Source organism: Bacteroides sp. (genome assembly GCF_052357945.1).
Lineage (GTDB): Bacteria > Bacteroidota > Bacteroidia > Bacteroidales > Bacteroidaceae > Bacteroides.
Window position 1 is genome coordinate 19,070 of record NZ_DAWCXD010000043.1, and the last position, 18,309, is coordinate 37,378.

Here is an 18,309-nt window from a genome sequence, read left to right on the forward strand (position 1 = left end):
TTGTGGCGTTGGATAATGCCAGCTTGTACTTGAGTTTTCTTTGGTTAGGTGTGTCCGCACACACTTTCATTTGGTAGACCGGGTACTGTGTAATCTTTGTTCTAATATAATAATTATTGTGTAGTATTATGAAAGACAAATATCCATATAATAAATAAAAGATAGCATCTTATTGGAGAGAATCAATATATTTTCCCCAATTAATTAAGTAGTGAGTAAAACCTTGATAATTAACCAATTTAATTTTATTCTAGTTATGAAAAATTTACAGAGTAGGACAAAAGTGCGGTTGCTTCAGTCGTTGCTTTTGATTTCCTTGAGTCTCTTTTTCCTTGTCAATCCGGCTTATGCTCAAGGCGGGTTTGCAGTGAAGGGAGTTATTGTGGATAAAACAGGATTTCCTTTGCCTGGCGCCAATGTGATGGAGAAGGGAACATCTAATGGAACAATTACAGATTTAGATGGTAATTTCTCATTGAATGTTTCGAAGAAGGGAGTTACTTTGACTGTATCATTCATGGGATATACCCCTAAAGATGTGGTAGTGAAAGATAAAACAATGAATATTACGCTTGAAGAGAACTCTAAGCTATTGGACGAAGTAGTGGTAGTGGGGTACGGTACGATGAAAAAGCGTGATGTAACAGGAGCTATTACTTCCATCTCAAGCGAGGCCATTGAGCAAAAAATGGCTACTAATGTTTTTGAAGCATTGCAGGGTACTACTGCCGGTGTACAGGTGGTATCCGGTTCCGGACAGCCCGGTGAATCTTCTTCTATCAAAATTCGTGGTACTTCCACGTTCTCTGCCGAAGGGGTTACTCCTCTTTATATCGTAGACGGTGTGCCTTTGGAAAGTATCGACGGTATCAATACGAATGATATTACTTCTATGGAGATTTTGAAAGATGCCGCTTCTGCAGCTATCTACGGTTCGCGTTCGGCGAACGGTGTGATTATTATCACTACTAAAAGTGGGCAGGAAGGTAAAGCCCGTATTGATATCAAGTATAATCACTCGTGGGGTACATTGTCTCACAAGGTTCCACAGGCAAACCGTAAAGAACGTTTGTTGTACGACCAGTATCGTAAAGAGTATTTTGAAACATACGGCGGAGGTAATCCGGATGAAAGTAGTGATATACTGAATGATCCGTTGAACTCTTTCTTTAATGTGGATAACGATTATCTGGACATGATTACAAGCACTGCACAAAAAGATCAGGTGGATATCAGTGTAGGTGGTGGTACAAAGAAATTGAAATATTTCATCAATACCGGTTATTATAATGAGAAAGGTATTATTTCCAATACAGGTTTCCAGAGATTAAATACTCGTATCAACTCCGATTATTCACCGACAGACTGGATGAATATGGGTAGCCGTATTTCTTTGACTTATTCTAAAAAGAAAGGTCTGAATGAAGGTACTTTATTGAGCGCAGTGTTGACTCGTCGTCCTTATTTCAATACTTATTATCCGGATGGCTCTTTGGTCGGAGTGTTTAACGGTCAGAAGAATCCTATTGCGCAGGTCAATTATACCACCGACTTTACGGATTCTTATAAGGCTAACTTCTTCCAGTTCTTTGAAATCAAATTCAACAAATATTTGAAGTTCAGAGCCAATATTAATGCCAACTTCTATCTGGATAAACGCAAAAAACTCGAACCGAGTCTTATCACCGACGAATGGCAGAAACAGAATAAAGGTTATTCTTATAATTACCTGAACTGGAACTGGATGAATGAAGACATCCTTACTTATGCACGCAAAATAAAAGATCATAATTTTACGACCATGGTAGGTGTTAGTGCACAGCAGTGGCGTTATGAAAACGAAACATTTGTGGGGATAAACTCGTCTACAGATTTTATCTATACAATGAATGCTTTTGCCGCAAACCTGGATTTGTCATCTACAGGCTCCACATTAAGCAATCACTCTATGGCTTCCATTTTTGCCCGTGTGACTTATGATTATAAAGGAAGATATTTGCTCAATGCCATTATGCGTCGTGACGGTTCTTCTCGTTTTGCCAAAGAGAACAAATGGGGTAATTTCCCTTCCGTATCTGTGGGATGGCGCTTCTCGGATGAGAAATTCATGAAATTCTCGAAAAAGTTTCTCGAAGATGGTAAGATCCGTGCAAGTTTCGGTATCACGGGTAACGAAGCAATCGGCAACTACGACTATATCTACTCTTATTCTCCGAATTCTATTTATGACGGAGTGGGTGGCGTTATTCCGACTCGTATCGGTAAAGACAATCTGAAATGGGAGGAAACTAAACAATTCAACCTTGGTCTGGACTTGAATTTCTGGAATAGCCGCTTGACAATCACTGCCGATTATTACGATAAATATACAGACGGTTTGTTGGCAAACTACCAATTGCCTAAAGAATCCGGTTTTGCATATATGAAAACCAATGTCGGTGAAATGAGTAACCGAGGCTTTGAAATTGCTGTTACCGGTGATATTATCCGTACGAAGGACTGGAAGTGGAATGCTTCTTTCAATATCTCCAGAAACGTCAACCGTATTGAGAAGCTGTCTGAAGGTAAGGCATATATGGAAGGTGATATCTGGTGGATGCAGGAAGGTGGCCGTGTGGGTGACTTCTACGGATTTAAAAGCGCCGGTGTCTTTGCATACGACGAATCGAATGCTTTCACTGATAAATGGGAACAGCTAACTCCGGTGTTTGAGAATGGTGTATTCCAGTACAAATATTTGTTGGATGGAAAGGAATATGCAGGTAATATCCGTCAGAAAACGTTGCCGAACGGTAAACCGTTCCGTGGGGGAGATTACAACTGGGAGGAACCGGAAGGAACCCGTGACGGTGTGATTGATGATAATGACCGTATGGTGATCGGTAATGCCATGCCTGATGTAACCGGTGGTTTGAATACAACGGTGACTTGGAAGAATTTGAGTTTATACTTAGGATTCTATTATTCATTGGGAGGACAGATTTATAATGCAGCCGAACATAATCGTAATATGTTCAAATACACCGGAACTACTCCTTCACCGGAAGTCATCCATAATATGTGGTTGCATCCGGGTGACCAGGCAATCTATCCGCGTCCGTATAATGATGATTACAACAATGCCCGTATGGGTAACTCGTTCTATCTGGAAGATGCTTCATTTATTCGTTTGCAGAACATACGTGTAGCATACGATCTTCCTGAAAACTGGATAAAGAAGCTGATGTTGAAGAATATAAATATCTACGCTTTTGTAAACAACGCCTTGACATGGACCAACTATTCGGGATTCGATCCTGAATTCTCTACCAACAATCCTCTGCAGGTAGGTAAAGACTCTTACCGTTATCCGAGAAAGAGAGAATATGGTATTGGTTTTTCTGCAAACTTTTAATTGAAGATATCGTATGAAGAATATAAAATATTTTGTTGGAGCTGTATGCCTGGCTCTATCATTGAATAGCTGTTCAGACTTTCTGAATGAGGAACCGGTAAGTGAAATTCCGGCAGGTGACATGTGGCAGACTGCCCGTGACGCTAAGGCAGGTATAAATGAAATCTATGGATTGTTACGTTCCACTTTACGGGAGAACTATTTCTATTGGGGTGAGTTCCGTTCGGATAATGTAGCTCCCGGAGCACCGGTAATGGCCGATCAGGCACGTGTTATCAACAACCTAATGTCTACGGATGAGAAATGTGCAAAGTGGACGACTCTGTATCAGATGATTAACCAGGCAAATCTGGCTATTAAATATGTTCCTAATATCAGTATGCCTGATGTGGCAGACCGAAATGACTATCTCGGACAAGCTTATGCATTGCGTGCTTTGGCCTACTTCTATGCTATCCGTGTTTGGGGAGATGTACCTTTGTTTACAGAACCTACTGAAAAGTATTCGGAAGCCATCTACAAAGAGCGTACGGATAAAAACTACATTTTGGAACATGTCATTCTCCCGGACTTGAAGAAAGCGGAAGGACTGATAAACCGTAACAAGAACTACGAACGCAAACGCATTTCTATCTGTGGCGTATGGGCCATCATGGCGGATGCTTATATGTGGACTAAAGAATATAATCTGGCTGATCAGACCATTGATAAGATGGCAACTATTGCTTCCAAAAAAGGCGGTCGTTTTGTAGACTTCGAACCTAACATTGCTACTTGGCATACCATGTTTACGGAAGAACTGACTAATAAACCTTCTGATGATACACCGGAAAATGATGAATATAACTCCAGAGAGTTTATTTTCCTTGTTCATTTCAATATGGATGAAGTCGGCACGAATGGTTACAGTTATATGTATCAATGGTTTTCTGGTTCAGGGAATCGTGCGGCAGTCATGTCTGATAAGTTTATGAGTATCTTTGATGAAAAGGATATGCAAGGTGATTTACGCAAAGATTATACGGTGAAGAATTACCAAAATGGAAGTGAATTGCGTAAATATATGGCAGGTGACATTAGTAACTCTTTGAATAAGACATGCGAAGTAGCATATCCAATCTATCGTTACACAGATATGATGTTGTTGCAAGCTGAAGCTCGTGCTCATCAGGGAAAATGGGGGGAAGCTTTGGATTTAGTAAAAACTGTACGTGACCGTGCCGGATTGAATACACTGACTGAAAATGATTTTGCTTCAGAAGAAGAGGTAGTCAATTATATCTTGCGTGAACGTCAGGTGGAGTTAGCCGGTGAAGGACGCCGTTGGTTTGATTTGCTGCGTACCGGAAAGTGGAAGGAAGTGATGAAACCTATTAACGGAATGGAGCAGGACGGCAATGAACTTTTCCCGATTCACTATTCACATATCTTGGAAAATCCGAAGATTGTGCAGAATACGTATTATGGTAATACTAACAACTAAAAAGGTAGAAGCAATGAAAAAGACAATATTATATAAGACTCTTTTCTTTTGTTGGACAATTTTGGCATTGACCGGTTGTGATCTGGACTTGCAAAAGAACTATGATTATGAGCCTTCGGTGGATGATCCGTATGTAAAAGTGACAGCGTGGGAATATTTTCAGGATCACAAAGATATGTTCTCGGAGTTGATAGCAGCTATTGAATATACAGGTTTGAAGGACTATTATACACAGACTGATAATAAATATACTTTTCTGGCTTTAGATAATACGGCCATGCAGAATTTTCGTAATAATGAATGTTCGGGAGTTGCTACTATTACAGAGTGTGATGCGTCGAAAGTAACGGATTTATTGCTCTATCATATCGTGGATGGTGAATACAGCTCTTATGGGCAGTTGCAGGTGGACCCGATGTTCGTACTGACTATGTTGAAAGGCGAAAATGGCCTAATGACGATGTCTGTCTGGAAAAACCCCTGGCAGGCCGCAGTAGGTAAGATTTTGGTAAATCAGACCGGAAGCAACGGAAAATCTCCCCAGCGGCAGGCCAAGACCAGTAATATTCTGCCGACGAATGGTGTGATTCATATATTTGAGAACTATTGCAAATATTCCAAATAACCACAGTTAATTAAAAAGAGAACTAATGATGATTCGTAAAATATATACCTTATTGATATTAGGACTTTGCCTGGGCTTTGTTGCTTGTGGCGACGATAATGATAGTGTGGATCCTAATGCAGCGGCTCCTGTGATTAAGTTTCCTATGGAACAATTGGAGGTTGATTTAAATAAAGTGGATAACCTGCCGGTAGTGGCTGTTATTAAGTCACAGGCCGGACTTCAAAGTGTGACAATGAAGTTGCAGACGGTAGAGGGAGTGACAGAATACAAGACGGTGACCGATTTCTTTAACCCCAACTCTTACAGCTTGTCTGAAAACTTGGAGTACAATGCAAATTATGAAGCTTTTATCATTGAAGCTACGGACAAACTGAATCATGTAACGAGCGGAACTTTGCCGATTGCTGTTACCGATGTGATGGCACGTCCTGTCATTACATTCGATCTGGAAAAGATTGTGTATGATGAAATGGATGAGAATCCGGTAATTCCCCGTACTACTTTTAAGATTGTTTCAGAAGCTGGTTTGAAGTTGGTTGAGACATATTTGGTTTCCGCTACCGGGCAGGAATCAAAAGGGTCTGCAGGACTGGATGGTAAAAAGGAATTCATATATGATGAAATGATTGAATACAAAGAGGGAGATAAAGGCTTTAAAGTGAAAGCTGTGGATATTTATGACAATGTGACTATTTCTACCTTGCCTGTAGAATATAAAACGGTTCCGGTACCTGTATTGACCTTGCCGTCCGAACCGATGTCAGGAACTACTGATGCTAAGTTGGCTATCCCTATAAAAGCGGAATCTGTACGTGGAATTCAGGAAGTAACGATTTATCGTGTCGAAAATGGTGAGGAAGTGTTGGCGCTGAATGAAAAGAAGAATGGTGAGCTACAGTTGGATTATGTTTCGGAAGTTAGCCTGACGGAAGCAACATCGCAGATAAAGGTGGTTGTATCTGATGGACGGGTTGGAAAAGAAAGGAGTGGTACTGTAAAAGTGTATGTCAACATGGAGGTGATTACCGTTAATATAGCCAGTCAGCCATTGGCGAATACCGGTCATGAAGCTTATCCGGGTGTTTATGGTTTGTTATCGTTGAATGATATGAAAACATATTCTGTAGATTACGCTTTAGGAAGTGCAGATAATGCGAAGAATGTGGATTTATGTTTCTATTGTATGGGTAACGGATCTAATAAAGAATCAACACCTCGTCTATATCCGATAAATGGTGCGAAACAAAGCGAATTTAAAGGTTCTAACAATGCGAATCTTGGCAGTGCTGCAGTTAAAAATCAGACAGGTTTGCTTAAACTTACAAAGTTTGATTATGACAATGCGACGGTAGCTTCTATATCGGCAGAAATATCGGGTAGCTTGGTAATTGGGAAGGAAGTGAATCCTATGGCAGTAGGAGATATTATAGCCTTTAAGACAGCATCGGCTTCTACTGCAGGTGCAGATCGGATAGGTGTGATGAGGATTATAGATATGACACCATCTTATGGCCAGGGAGCTTTAAGTACAACTGGTAATACACAAGCACGTGTCGTAACTGTTGAAATCAAATTCCCTAAGAAGAAGTAAGGTAGTATTACCTACCGTCTGAAGTCTTAATAGAAAAGTTCTTTTCTATTAAGACTAAACTTCCCTTTCATTGGGAGTAAAGTTGCTCTCTGTCCGATACAAACTATAAACGAAGTTTACGTTTTTATAAATGAAAGTTGCGTTTATAAAAACAAAACTTGCAATTATAAAAACAAAGCTTGCGTTTATAGTTTATAATAAGGATAAAAGAAGTTTGCAACAAGGGGGAAGGAAGTTCTCTCCTAGTGGAGGATAACTTTTCTATTAATAGCCAACGCGAGAGTTATTAACAGCTATCCCGGTGAACTGTAGATAGAGTATACGAAAGATGCGATTGATAACAAGCACATTGGTTAAGTAATAATGTGCGGTAGCTGAAAGTAATATGAGAAAACATATAATATATAGGTATTTCCTCTTTTTATCTTTGGTCGGACTGATGCAGTTAACGCTTGGTTGTTCCTCCTCTTCCAACGAAATAGAACCTGTGAAGCCGGGAGAGGGAGATACTCCTTTGGAAAAAGACGAATATACTTTCTTGCACGTTGAATACCGGAAATGGCAGAACGGAACTTTCCAAGCATGGGCAACAGCAGATTCAAGGGAAACACGTACCATTGATAATATGAATTGGTATACTCCTTCTTCGGATTATAGCCGGACTGCATGGGGAGGACGAATCGGTTTGCAACCCTCTTCTGTGGTTGGAAAAGAAGGCTTTTTCCGAGTGGCTAGTTGTGGAGGCCGTTCTTATTTGCTGGATCCGGATAATGGAGCTGTTATCATTCATGGAATTCAGCATGTTCGTCCGGGAGAATCTACTGCTCATAAGAAGGCTTTCGGTACTCGATATGGTAGTGAGGCGCGATGGAGTGAAGAGACTGGCAAACTGTTGGCAGACAATCATATAAACTATATTTCGTATGGCTCGAACCGTATTGAAGTATTTCCTGCTGCAGTACGTGCTAACTTGTTGACGCCTAAGACGCAAAAGATTGCTTATGCAGAAAATCTGTATCTGCTCCGTACCTTTATGTGGGATATGAGCAAGAATTTGGGCTACGCGTTTGATGATGACAAGTATAATCGTCTCGTTCTTCTTTTCGAACCGACATTTGCTACGTACATAGATCGTCTCGTACAAGAGAAGTCAGCTTTATTTGCCGGTGACCGGCATTTTATAGGTTTCTATCTTGACAATGAATTGCCGTTTGCCAGTTATCAGAATACTGACCCTTTGCGAGGAATTGATCTGAAACATTTTTTGTCCTTGCCCGAACGCTATAAAGCTGCCCGGGAGTATGCAGAAAAGTTTATGCGGGATAACGGTATAGCTTCTGCCGGAGCGATCACCAAGAAAAATCAGGAAGACTTTCGGGGGATGGTTGCTGATTATTATTATCAGTTGACTACTGCCACCGTCAGGAAGTATGATAAAGAGCATTTGATTTTGGGGACACGTCTGCATGACTGGAGCAAATACAATCAGAAAGTGGTGGAAGCTTGTGCCCGTTATTGCGATCTTGTTTCTATCAATTATTATGCCCGTTGGCAACCGGAAGCAGATTTCTTGGCAAACCTGAAAGTTTGGTGTGGAACGAAACCTTTTTTAGTATCGGAATTCTATACGAAAGCAGAAGATGCCAGTTATCAGGGAACTGGATATGCCAATACCGAAGGAGGTGGATGGCTGGTACGTACACAGAAAAATAGAGGTGAGTTTTATCAGAACTTCTGCCTGCGTTTGCTGGAAACCCGAAATTGTGTGGGGTGGGTACACTTTGAATATAATGACGGCTACGATTCTAACGGAAAAGCTTCTAATAAAGGAATAGTCTCCATCGAATACGAGCCTTATACATCTTTTTTGTCGCAGATGCGACAGGTAAATCTTGCAGTTCATTCATTGATCGATTATTATGATACAAAATCGGTTCAATAGATTAACGGAAACATTAAAAAGACAAATTGAATATTTAGAATTAAAATAGTTATGACCATGAAGAAGTTTAGTTTATTCGCAATCCTTTTAGGATTTAATATAGCTTTGGGAGCATGTTCCGATGATGATACCGCTCCTGTAGTAAAAGATCAAATCTTTCAACTTCCGGAAAAGGCTTATGTACTGGCGGAGCAATCCAGACGGGCTATTGTCATCAGGGATGCGGAGACACATCGTAATATTTGGAGTTGGGACCCTTATACGGCTTGTGTTCCTGCTGCCCAACAGGGTTGGTTTGTCAATCCGAGTGAAGTGAAACCTGTTTTCAATAGACGCTATATCTTGATGACTGCCTCCGGCGGAGCTGTGGCTTTAATCCGTTTGTCGGACCATAAATTAATGTTCTATGCAAATTGCGGACAGAATCCTCACTCTGCGGAGGTATTACCCGATGGAAATATTGTGACGGCAGAATCTAAGAACGGTGAAATTAGTACCTTTGTGGTTGACACGGTTAAGGTATTGGGAGCGAAGGCTAATACGGTGAATCTGGGTAATGCGCATAATGTAGTGTGGGATAAGAAAAGGTCCTATCTTTATGCTACAGCTACCAAAAAAGAGGGAGTTACTGCATTATTCCGTTTTAAGTATGATGGCAATCGTAGCGATCCTAAGTTAATAAATCAGACTACCCTTTATACATTTAGCAATGAATCGGGCGGACACGATTTGTTCCCGGTATATGGTGAAGAAGATAAACTGTGGCTTACTGCCGCTTCGGCTGTCTACAAGTTTGATTTGACAGGAGTTACCGACGCTACGACTAATGACTCTGCCGAACCGACTTGTGAAAAAGTCTACAATACAGCTGATATAAAAAGTATCTGTAACGGACCGGACGGAATCCTGATGTTGAAACCGACTGAAGAGTGGTGGGCTGAAGGACTTGTAAATGAGAAGGGAGAAGAACTCTTCAAGATGGACGGAGCTAAGATTTATAAAGGTCGTTGGATGATAGACAATACTTTCAGTTATCCGGAAAAGCACGATTTCGTATTGGGCGAGGATTGATTAAGTATCGTCGAAGGGTAATAAAATACATAAGTTGAATAATTAAGTTTGGAACAATGAGGAAACTTCTTCTTTTTTTATTGGTATCTATTGCATTACCGGCCTTGGCGCAGAACGGAAAGAAAGTGTATGCTGACTTCCACGGTGTGCGTTATACCCGGCAACATGACGGAAAGTTGGGGCGTTGGGAGATGTATGCCAATACGGAGAAATCAAGTACGGGAAGGAAATCCCTGTGTTATAATGCCGACCTGATAGACAGTGAAGGACGACATGAGATAGCGGCTGTAGCCTATCCCCAAGTCGGAATGCAGTCCAATCTCGATCCCGATTATATCGAATATCAGATATTGTCGGCAAAAGCTGCCAAGATAGACGGATTCTTTATCGAATGGGGATTCAAGCCTCACGAAAATGACATCTTGCTGCGTGAAATGCAGAAAGTGGCAGCGAAGTATGACTTTGAGATCGGTGTAAACTGGTGCGACGGTTGGTTGTATTATGACTGGATTACGAAGATTTATCCGGAAGTTAACACCCGTGAGGCAAAGACCGAATATATGGCTAAATGTTACCAATATTTAGTAGATAGTGTCTTTACCGGTCCGACTGCTCCTATGGTGAAGGGAATGCCTGTCTTTTATCATTTCGGTCCCGGAGCAAAAGTCGATGAATACAAGAAAGTATTATCACAGGTGAAGTTTCCGCAAGGAATGAAGCAGCCCGTTGCCTTACGTCGTTGGGCGGATTGGGGAAAACTGGAAAACGATAAATACATTCCTGTCACCTGCAGTGATGATATGGATGCCTGGAAAAAAGTGGGAGAAATACCGACCGCATGGCTTCCCGCTCGTGTCCGTACAAGAGATCAGGCACATGCTGAATGGGATAATTATGCCACGCAGGATGATGTTATTGAGTTTATGAAACCTTTCCGTGACTCGATTTGGCATAGTAACAATCCTGCTTATACCATTAAGTCGGGATTTGCCATGCCGGGAATGGATAACCGGGGATGTGCAGGCTGGGGACGCGGACACTTCTATTATATCCCTCGCAATAATGGAGAAACTTACCAAAGTATGTGGAAGTTCTGTATGGCGGAGAAAGACAGCCTTGACATGATGTTTATCGCTTCGTGGAGCGACTATACCGAAGGGCATGAAATAGAACCTACCATCGAAAACGGTGACCGCGAACTGCGTACCACTTTAAAGTATGCGGCAGAATTCAAAGGCGAACAGGCGGACGAGCGTGGCTTAACCTTACCTTTAATGCTTTTCCGTTTGCGAAAAGAAGCCCGTTTCCTGGAAAAGACGAAGATGGACGTATCTGCTTGTCAACGTTCGCTCGATAAGGCAGCAATGTTGATTAGCCAGGGACGTTATCCGGTGGCGATAGGTCTGTTGTCACAAATAGAAAATGATGTCAAGACAGCCAAATCCGCTTTGGCGGTTGAGATGATGCGTTTGCGTGAGTCGGACATGAAGATTCAGGGAAAGCGAAAATCAGGTGGTTACAATGCCGAAGAAACGCTTTCTATCTCTTTGCCCAAAGAATTGGTTTCCAAACTGCAAATAAATAACTATGTAGGGTATCTCTATTTTGAATACCTGGACAAAGGAAATGAATCTCTTTTTATACGTTCGTCCACACAGCGCGAACCGAAAGAACCGTTTAAAATTGTATCCCGGATACGTACCGACAATACAGGCGAATGGAAAAGTGCAAAAGTGGAACTGTATAAAGATAATATCGTAAATGGATTCAATATGCCTACTTTCTATTTAAAAGGAAATGTCATTGTCCGTAATTTGTCATTGGGCTATACCATTTACACAGTCAAATAAATGTATTGATGAAGAGTTTGAAAAATTGGTTATTAGTTTTATCCGTATTATCTTGTTTCGGGTGTTCCTCGTCGGTTCATGAAGACGGCAGGGGATGTGCTTTCGTATCCGACAGTATTCAATACAGGGTTGAGTTTATCTCGGAGGGATGCGTACGGATTTTGTCTTTTCCCGAAGGTGATACGCTGGTAACAAAAAGATTGGTTGTCGATTCGCAAAAACCGGCATTCAAAGATTATAAATGGAAAGATACAGGGCAGCAACTGATCTTTTCTACCCGTGAGCTTTCCGTTGCTTTTGATAAAGAAGATGCGGCTTTCACTTTTCAGGAAGTATCGACAGGAAAGTTATTACTGAAAGAGAAAGAAGCTAAAAAGGCACGGCACTTCAAACGTTCGGTTACCGGAGGTGAGCAATGCCTCGAAGTAACCCAACGCTTTGTTCCTACTGACGATGAGGCTATTTACGGTCTGGGGCAGTATCAGAACGGAATCATGAACTATCGTGGAAAATCCGTACTTCTATTACAGGCTAATATGGATATTGTCAATCCGTTCCTTATCTCGACTAACGGATATGGTATCTTGTGGGATAATTATTCTTCAACAAAGTTTGAAGACACGGAGGAAGGATACTCATTTACTTCCGAGGTAGGCGATGCTTCCGAATATTATTTTGTATATGGCAAGAATATGGACGAAGTCGTTGCCGGTTATCGGGAATTGACGGGAGACGTGCCGATGTTCGGGAAGTGGGTATATGGTTTCTGGCAGTCTAAAGAACGCTATAAATCGTTCGATGAGTTGAAAGCCGTTGTGAAGGAGTATCGTAAACGGGGGATTCCGTTGGATAACATTGTGCAGGATTGGGAGTATTGGGGAGATAAATCCCATTGGAACAGTCTGACTTTCCATCCGGCGAACTTCGATCATCCCCGGCAAGTCATTGAAGAACTGCATCAGCAGGATCATGTTCACTTTATGCTTTCCGTATGGCCCGGATTCGGACCGGAAACAGCTGTCTATCAGTCACTCGATTCTATCGGTGCCTTATTTAGCGAACCTACATGGGCAGGTTATAAAGTCTTTGATGCTTACAATCCTGTCGCACGGGATATCTTTTGGCAATATCTCAAGAAAGGACTCTATGATATGGGTGTGGATGCCTGGTGGATGGATGCGACAGAACCTTCTTTCCGTGACGGATTCACACAGTTGAAGCAGGAAGAGAGGACGAAAGCAGCCGGAAATACTTATCTGGGCAGTTTCCACCGTTATCTGAATACCTATTCTTTGGAAATGCTGAAGGACTTTTATCAACGTCTTCGGGCCGAAAGCGATCAGAAGCGCATATTTATCTTAGCCCGTTCCGCCTTTGCTTCACAACAGCATTATGGTACGGCAGTATGGTCGGGGGATGTCTCGGCTTCATGGGAAAATATGCATAAACAACTGGTTGCCGGTTTGAACTTATCCATGTCCGGTATTCCGTATTGGACTTCCGATACAGGAGGATTCTTTGTCACAGAACGTGATGCAAAATATCCCGATGGGTTGAAAAGCAATGATTATAAAGAGTTGTATTCCCGTTGGTTCCAGTTCAGTGCATTTACTCCTATCTTCCGTGCTCACGGCACGAATGTGCCGCGTGAAGTTTGGCAATTCGGTGAAAAGGGAACATCTTACTATGATAATCAGGTGAAATATATCCATCTGCGTTACCGTCTGTTGCCTTACATTTACTCGATGTCCCACCAAGTCACAGCCAACAGCTATACCCTGTTGAGAGGCTTGGCAATGGATTTCACCACAGATACCCGGACTTTTGATATTGATAACGCCTATATGTTCGGCACCTCTTTATTGGTACGACCGGTATTTCATCCGCAATCGGAAGAAAAGAACATCAGTGTCTATCTGCCGGAACACAACGGCGAATATTGGTACGATTTTTGGACCGGAAAGGCCTTTGAAGGAGGAAGAGAACAAATGCAGGCAAACACCCTTGACATCCTTCCCCTATATGTAAAAGCCGGTTCTATCTTGCCTTTGGCAGAAGTGAAGCAATATGCGATGGAATACCCCGACCGTGAATTGGAACTGCGTATTTACGGAGGAGCGGACGCTTCTTTCTTATGGTATGAGGACGAAGGCGACTCCTACCGCTATGAAGACGGCGTATGTTCCAAAGTACCGATGCAATGGAAAGATTCGGAACGGACATTGACGATCGGGCTGCGTGAAGGAAGTTATCCCGGTATGCCGGAACAAGTAAAAATGCGTGTGAAGTTATATCTGCCTGACGGTGCTGCTCTTGAGAGTAAAGAGTGTGTCTACACAGGCAGAGAGATAAAAATAAAGTTTTAATTAGATGCATACATAGATTATGAAGAAGTTATTCTATATCTTTATTCTATTGTTTATTGTGGGATGGGCGCAGGCACAGCAACGCGTGGTATACACCATCAACGACGGATGGAAATTTACAAAAGGATCTCCGTTTGAAGCACAACTGACTGGTTGTGACGATTCTTCATGGGAGACGGTCAATATACCTCATACCTGGAATGATAAAGATGCAGACGATGAAACTCCGGGATTCTATCGGGGGCCGGTCTGGTATCGAAAACAGTTGTTTATAGACAAAAGCCAGGAGGGACGTCGGGCAGTGATCTATTTTGAAGGAGCCAATCAGGAAGTACGATTCTACCTGAACGGTCAGTTCGTTGGAGAGCACAAAGGAGGGTATACCCGCTTCTGTTTTGACATCACTCCCCATTTGCGTTATGGACAGGAAAACCTGTTTGCCATTTATGTAAACAATGTCTATAATCCGAATATTCCCCCCTTATCTGCCGATTTTACTTTCTTTGGTGGTATCTACCGGGACGTCTATTTGCAGTTTATGAATCCGGTGCACATTGCAACGAATGATTATGCTTCGTCGGGAGTTTATATCCGTACCCCCGAAGTGAATAACTCCGCTGCTTCGGTAGAAATCACTACGCTACTGACAAACGATATGCCCCAGCCTACGGAAGTCAGGGTGGAAAATATAATCTGTGATGCGGATGGCAAGGAAGTGAAAAAAACGCAGGCAGAAGTAAAACTGGCAGCCGGCGAGACGAAGACAGACATCTCCAAAAAGATAAAAATAGATTCCCCTCGTCTGTGGGATATAGACGATCCTTATCGCTATATGGTATATACCCGTATTCTTGATAAAAGAAAGGGTACTTTGCTGGATGAAGTGGTGAATCCGTTAGGTTTGCGCTGGTTCAAGTTTGATTCGGAAAAAGGCTTTTTTCTGAATGGCAAAGGACGTAAACTGATCGGAACTGCCCGCCATCAGGATTATTTTCAGAAAGGAAATGCTTTGCGTGACGAATTGCACGTACAGGATGTATTGCTATTGAAGGAGATGGGAGGAAACTACCTGCGTGTATCACACTATCCCCAAGATCCGGTAATCATGGAAATGTGTGATAAACTGGGCATTGTGACTTCGGTTGAAATTCCCGTCGTTAATGCTGTTACAGAAACCGAAGAGTTTCTGCATAATTCTGTTGAGATGGCGAAAGAGATGGTACGTCAGGACTTCAACCGGCCTTCCGTAATGATTTGGGGGTATATGAATGAGATTTTCCTGCGTCGTCCCTATACCGAAGGCAAACAGTTGGAAGATTACTACCGTTTCACGGAAAAAGTAGCTCGTGCCTTGGAGGCGACTATCCGTAAGGAAGATCCTTCAAGATATACGATGATGGCTTATCACAATATGCCTCAATACTACGAGGACGCTCATCTCACCGAAATCCCGATGATTCAGGGATGGAACTTGTATCAAGGTTGGTATGAACCGGATATCAATGAGTTCCAGCGTTTGCTCGACCGAGCCCATAAAGCATACAAAGGGAAAGTGCTGATGGTAACGGAATATGGACCGGGAGTGGATCCGAGAGTTCATTCGTACCAGCCGGAACGTTTCGACTTCTCGCAGGAATATGGACTGGTATATCATAAACATTACCTCAATGAAATGATGAAACGTCCGTTTATAACCGGTTCCAGTCTGTGGAATCTGAATGATTTTTATTCCGAATCCCGTGTAGATGCTGTTCCTCATGTAAACAATAAAGGCGTTGTCGGGTTAAACAGAGAGAAGAAAGATGTTTATTGGTTCTATAAGACAGCCTTGTCACGTCGTCCGATACTTGTCATTGGTAATCGGGAGTGGAAAAGCCGTGGGGGAGTGGTGAATACGGCGCAGAAAGAATGTGTTCAATCCGTCCCTGTATTCTCTAATGCGGAAGAAGTAGAGCTGTTTGTGAATAACAAGAGTCTGGGAAAGAAAAAGATAGAAAATAATTATGCTTTGTTTGATGTACCGTTTGTGGGTGGAGAGAATTTGCTGGAAGCTGTTGCTGTGACTGGTGATAACAAGTTGCGTGATATGCTTCGGATTCAGTTCCAGTTAGTAGGCTCGCAGTTGAAAGACGAAGCTGTGCCATTTACGGAAATAAATGTAATGTTAGGTTCTCCGAGATATTTTGAAGATCGTGCGGCAAACGTAGCATGGATTCCCGAACAGGAATATAAGCCCGGTAGCTGGGGATTTATCGGCGGAACGTCCTATCGTCGTCAAACAGGATTCGGCACCATGCTTGGTTCGGATATTGATATTCACGGAACTGACATGAATCCAATCTTCCAGACCCAACGCGTTGGAATAAAATCTTTTAAGGCTGATGTACCAAATGGAGAATATTCCGTATATTTGTACTGGGCAGAATTGGAGTCGGACAAAGAAAGAGAAGCATTGGTTTATAATCTGGGAGCTGACTCGGAACAAACATTTGCCGGAAATCGCAGCTTTGGTATTTCAATCAATGGAACAACCGTTTCAGATGATTTCAACGTAGCCCGTGATTACGGATATGCCTGTGCTGTTATCAAAAAGTTTGTAATAACAGTAAAGGACGGAAAAGGAGTAAGTGTCGACTTTCATAAAAAAGAAGGAGAACCTATTCTGAATGCTATCCGTATTTATAGAAATTATTAATCATAAACACAGTTCGTATGCTTAGGTCTATTTATTTACTGTCTTTTTTCCTCCTGCAATCCCTGTTTGCTTTTGCAGGAAATGTAAAGGAAGATGTTCCATCCACTTTTGATTTGTATGTATGCATCGGTCAATCCAACATGGCGGGGCGTGCAACATTGACTCCGGAGGTCATGGATACGCTGCGAAATGTATATCTATTGAATGATAAGGGGAATTTTGAACCGGCAGTAAATCCTCTCAATCGTTATTCGACAGTCCGTAAAGACCTGTCGATGCAACGCTTGGGACCGGCTTATGGTTTTGCCAAAGAAATGACACGGAAAACGAAACGCCCTCTCGGACTGGTAGTAAATGCGCGTGGTGGCTCTTCTATCAACTCTTGGCTAAAAGGCAGTAAAGATGGATATTATGAAGAAGCTCTCTCCCGGATTCGGATTGCGATGAAACAGGGAGGTGTTTTGAAAGCGATCCTTTGGCATCAGGGAGAAGCCGATTGCTCCAATCCGGAAGCATATAAACAAAAACTGATTTCTTTGGTGAAAGATCTGCGGGAAGATTTAAACATGCCGGATCTGCCGGTTGTTGTCGGACAGATTTCTCAATGGAACTGGACGAAGAGAGAAGCGGGGACTGTTCCCTTTAATCAGATGATTAAAAAAGTATCTTCATTTATCCCTCATTCCGATTGGGTATCGTCGAAAGGATTGGGATGGTATAAAGATGAGAAGGATCCTCATTTTAATACAGAAGCACAATTATTATTAGGAAAACGTTATGCGGAAAAGGTATGGAAGTTCTATAAGCATAAATAAGGCCAATCGGAAATCTCTGTTGGCGGTACTATATGAATAAACGTGAGATCGCTGATTGATGTAGAAAAAATAGTGACGGTATATGTTCAGGATACTAACGGTATCGCTGTCATATACCGTCACTATTTGCATTGGATAGCATCACTATTTTCTTTTATGTAGAATGGCTTATTTATGGCAGCTTTTTAATTCCTTCAATGAACTTTTTATGCCCCATCTTAGGTTGTGAATAACTAAATACTGCCTTGTTGATAGAAAAGGGGGCTATTAGGTTAATTGTTTAATTATAAATTAATTAACCTGTTAATAACTTTGTTGATATTCTTGTTGATAACTGAAATGAGGTTGTGAATAAAGTCAGTAAAGAAGAGTTGTCATAAAAAAGAAGAACCGCATTTCTGCGATTCTTCTTTTTCTTTAGTTGCGGAGATCCGACTCGAACGAATGACCTTTGGGTTATGAGCCCAACGAGCT

General features: G+C 42.0%; 10 protein-coding genes. All 10 read left to right on the plus strand.

Going from position 1 to position 18,309, the window contains the following annotated elements:
• The first annotated feature begins 256 nt into the window (after window positions 1-256).
• Complete coding sequence (locus ACT8YW_RS10285; RefSeq protein WP_444104849.1) at window positions 257-3,394, plus strand: SusC/RagA family TonB-linked outer membrane protein; 3,138 nt, start codon at window positions 257-259, stop codon at window positions 3,392-3,394.
• A gap of 13 nt (window positions 3,395-3,407) precedes the next feature.
• On the plus strand, window positions 3,408-4,877 hold the full coding sequence (locus ACT8YW_RS10290) for a RagB/SusD family nutrient uptake outer membrane protein (protein WP_444104850.1): 1,470 nt from the start codon (window positions 3,408-3,410) through the stop codon (window positions 4,875-4,877).
• A 13-nt stretch (window positions 4,878-4,890) separates the two neighbouring features.
• Window positions 4,891-5,502 carry a fasciclin domain-containing protein gene (locus ACT8YW_RS10295; RefSeq protein WP_151921875.1) on the plus strand — a complete coding sequence of 204 codons (612 nt, stop codon included), beginning with the start codon at window positions 4,891-4,893 and terminating at the stop codon, window positions 5,500-5,502.
• Window positions 5,503-5,530: 28 nt separating this feature from the next.
• Complete coding sequence (locus tag ACT8YW_RS10300; protein ID WP_444104857.1) at window positions 5,531-7,096, plus strand: hypothetical protein; 1,566 nt, start codon at window positions 5,531-5,533, stop codon at window positions 7,094-7,096.
• A 385-nt stretch (window positions 7,097-7,481) separates the two neighbouring features.
• Window positions 7,482-9,038 carry a hypothetical protein gene (locus ACT8YW_RS10305; protein WP_444104851.1) on the plus strand — a complete coding sequence of 519 codons (1,557 nt, stop codon included), beginning with the start codon at window positions 7,482-7,484 and terminating at the stop codon, window positions 9,036-9,038.
• 57 nt (window positions 9,039-9,095) lie between these two features.
• Entirely contained in the window at window positions 9,096-10,109 is a 1,014-nt protein-coding gene (locus ACT8YW_RS10310; protein WP_444104852.1) for a DUF6528 family protein, read from the plus strand.
• Window positions 10,110-10,165: 56 nt separating this feature from the next.
• Complete coding sequence (locus ACT8YW_RS10315; protein WP_444104853.1) at window positions 10,166-11,959, plus strand: glycoside hydrolase family 71/99-like protein; 1,794 nt, start codon at window positions 10,166-10,168, stop codon at window positions 11,957-11,959.
• An 8-nt stretch (window positions 11,960-11,967) separates the two neighbouring features.
• Window positions 11,968-14,325 carry a TIM-barrel domain-containing protein gene (locus ACT8YW_RS10320; protein WP_444104854.1) on the plus strand — a complete coding sequence of 786 codons (2,358 nt, stop codon included), beginning with the start codon at window positions 11,968-11,970 and terminating at the stop codon, window positions 14,323-14,325.
• A gap of 19 nt (window positions 14,326-14,344) precedes the next feature.
• Window positions 14,345-17,020, plus strand: coding sequence for a glycoside hydrolase family 2 TIM barrel-domain containing protein (locus ACT8YW_RS10325; RefSeq protein ID WP_444104855.1), 2,676 nt, complete (start codon window positions 14,345-14,347; stop codon window positions 17,018-17,020).
• 17 nt (window positions 17,021-17,037) lie between these two features.
• Window positions 17,038-17,835: a sialate O-acetylesterase gene (locus ACT8YW_RS10330; RefSeq protein WP_444104856.1), complete on the plus strand. Its 798-nt coding sequence runs from the start codon at window positions 17,038-17,040 to the stop codon at window positions 17,833-17,835.
• Window positions 17,836-18,309: the final 474 nt, after the last annotated feature.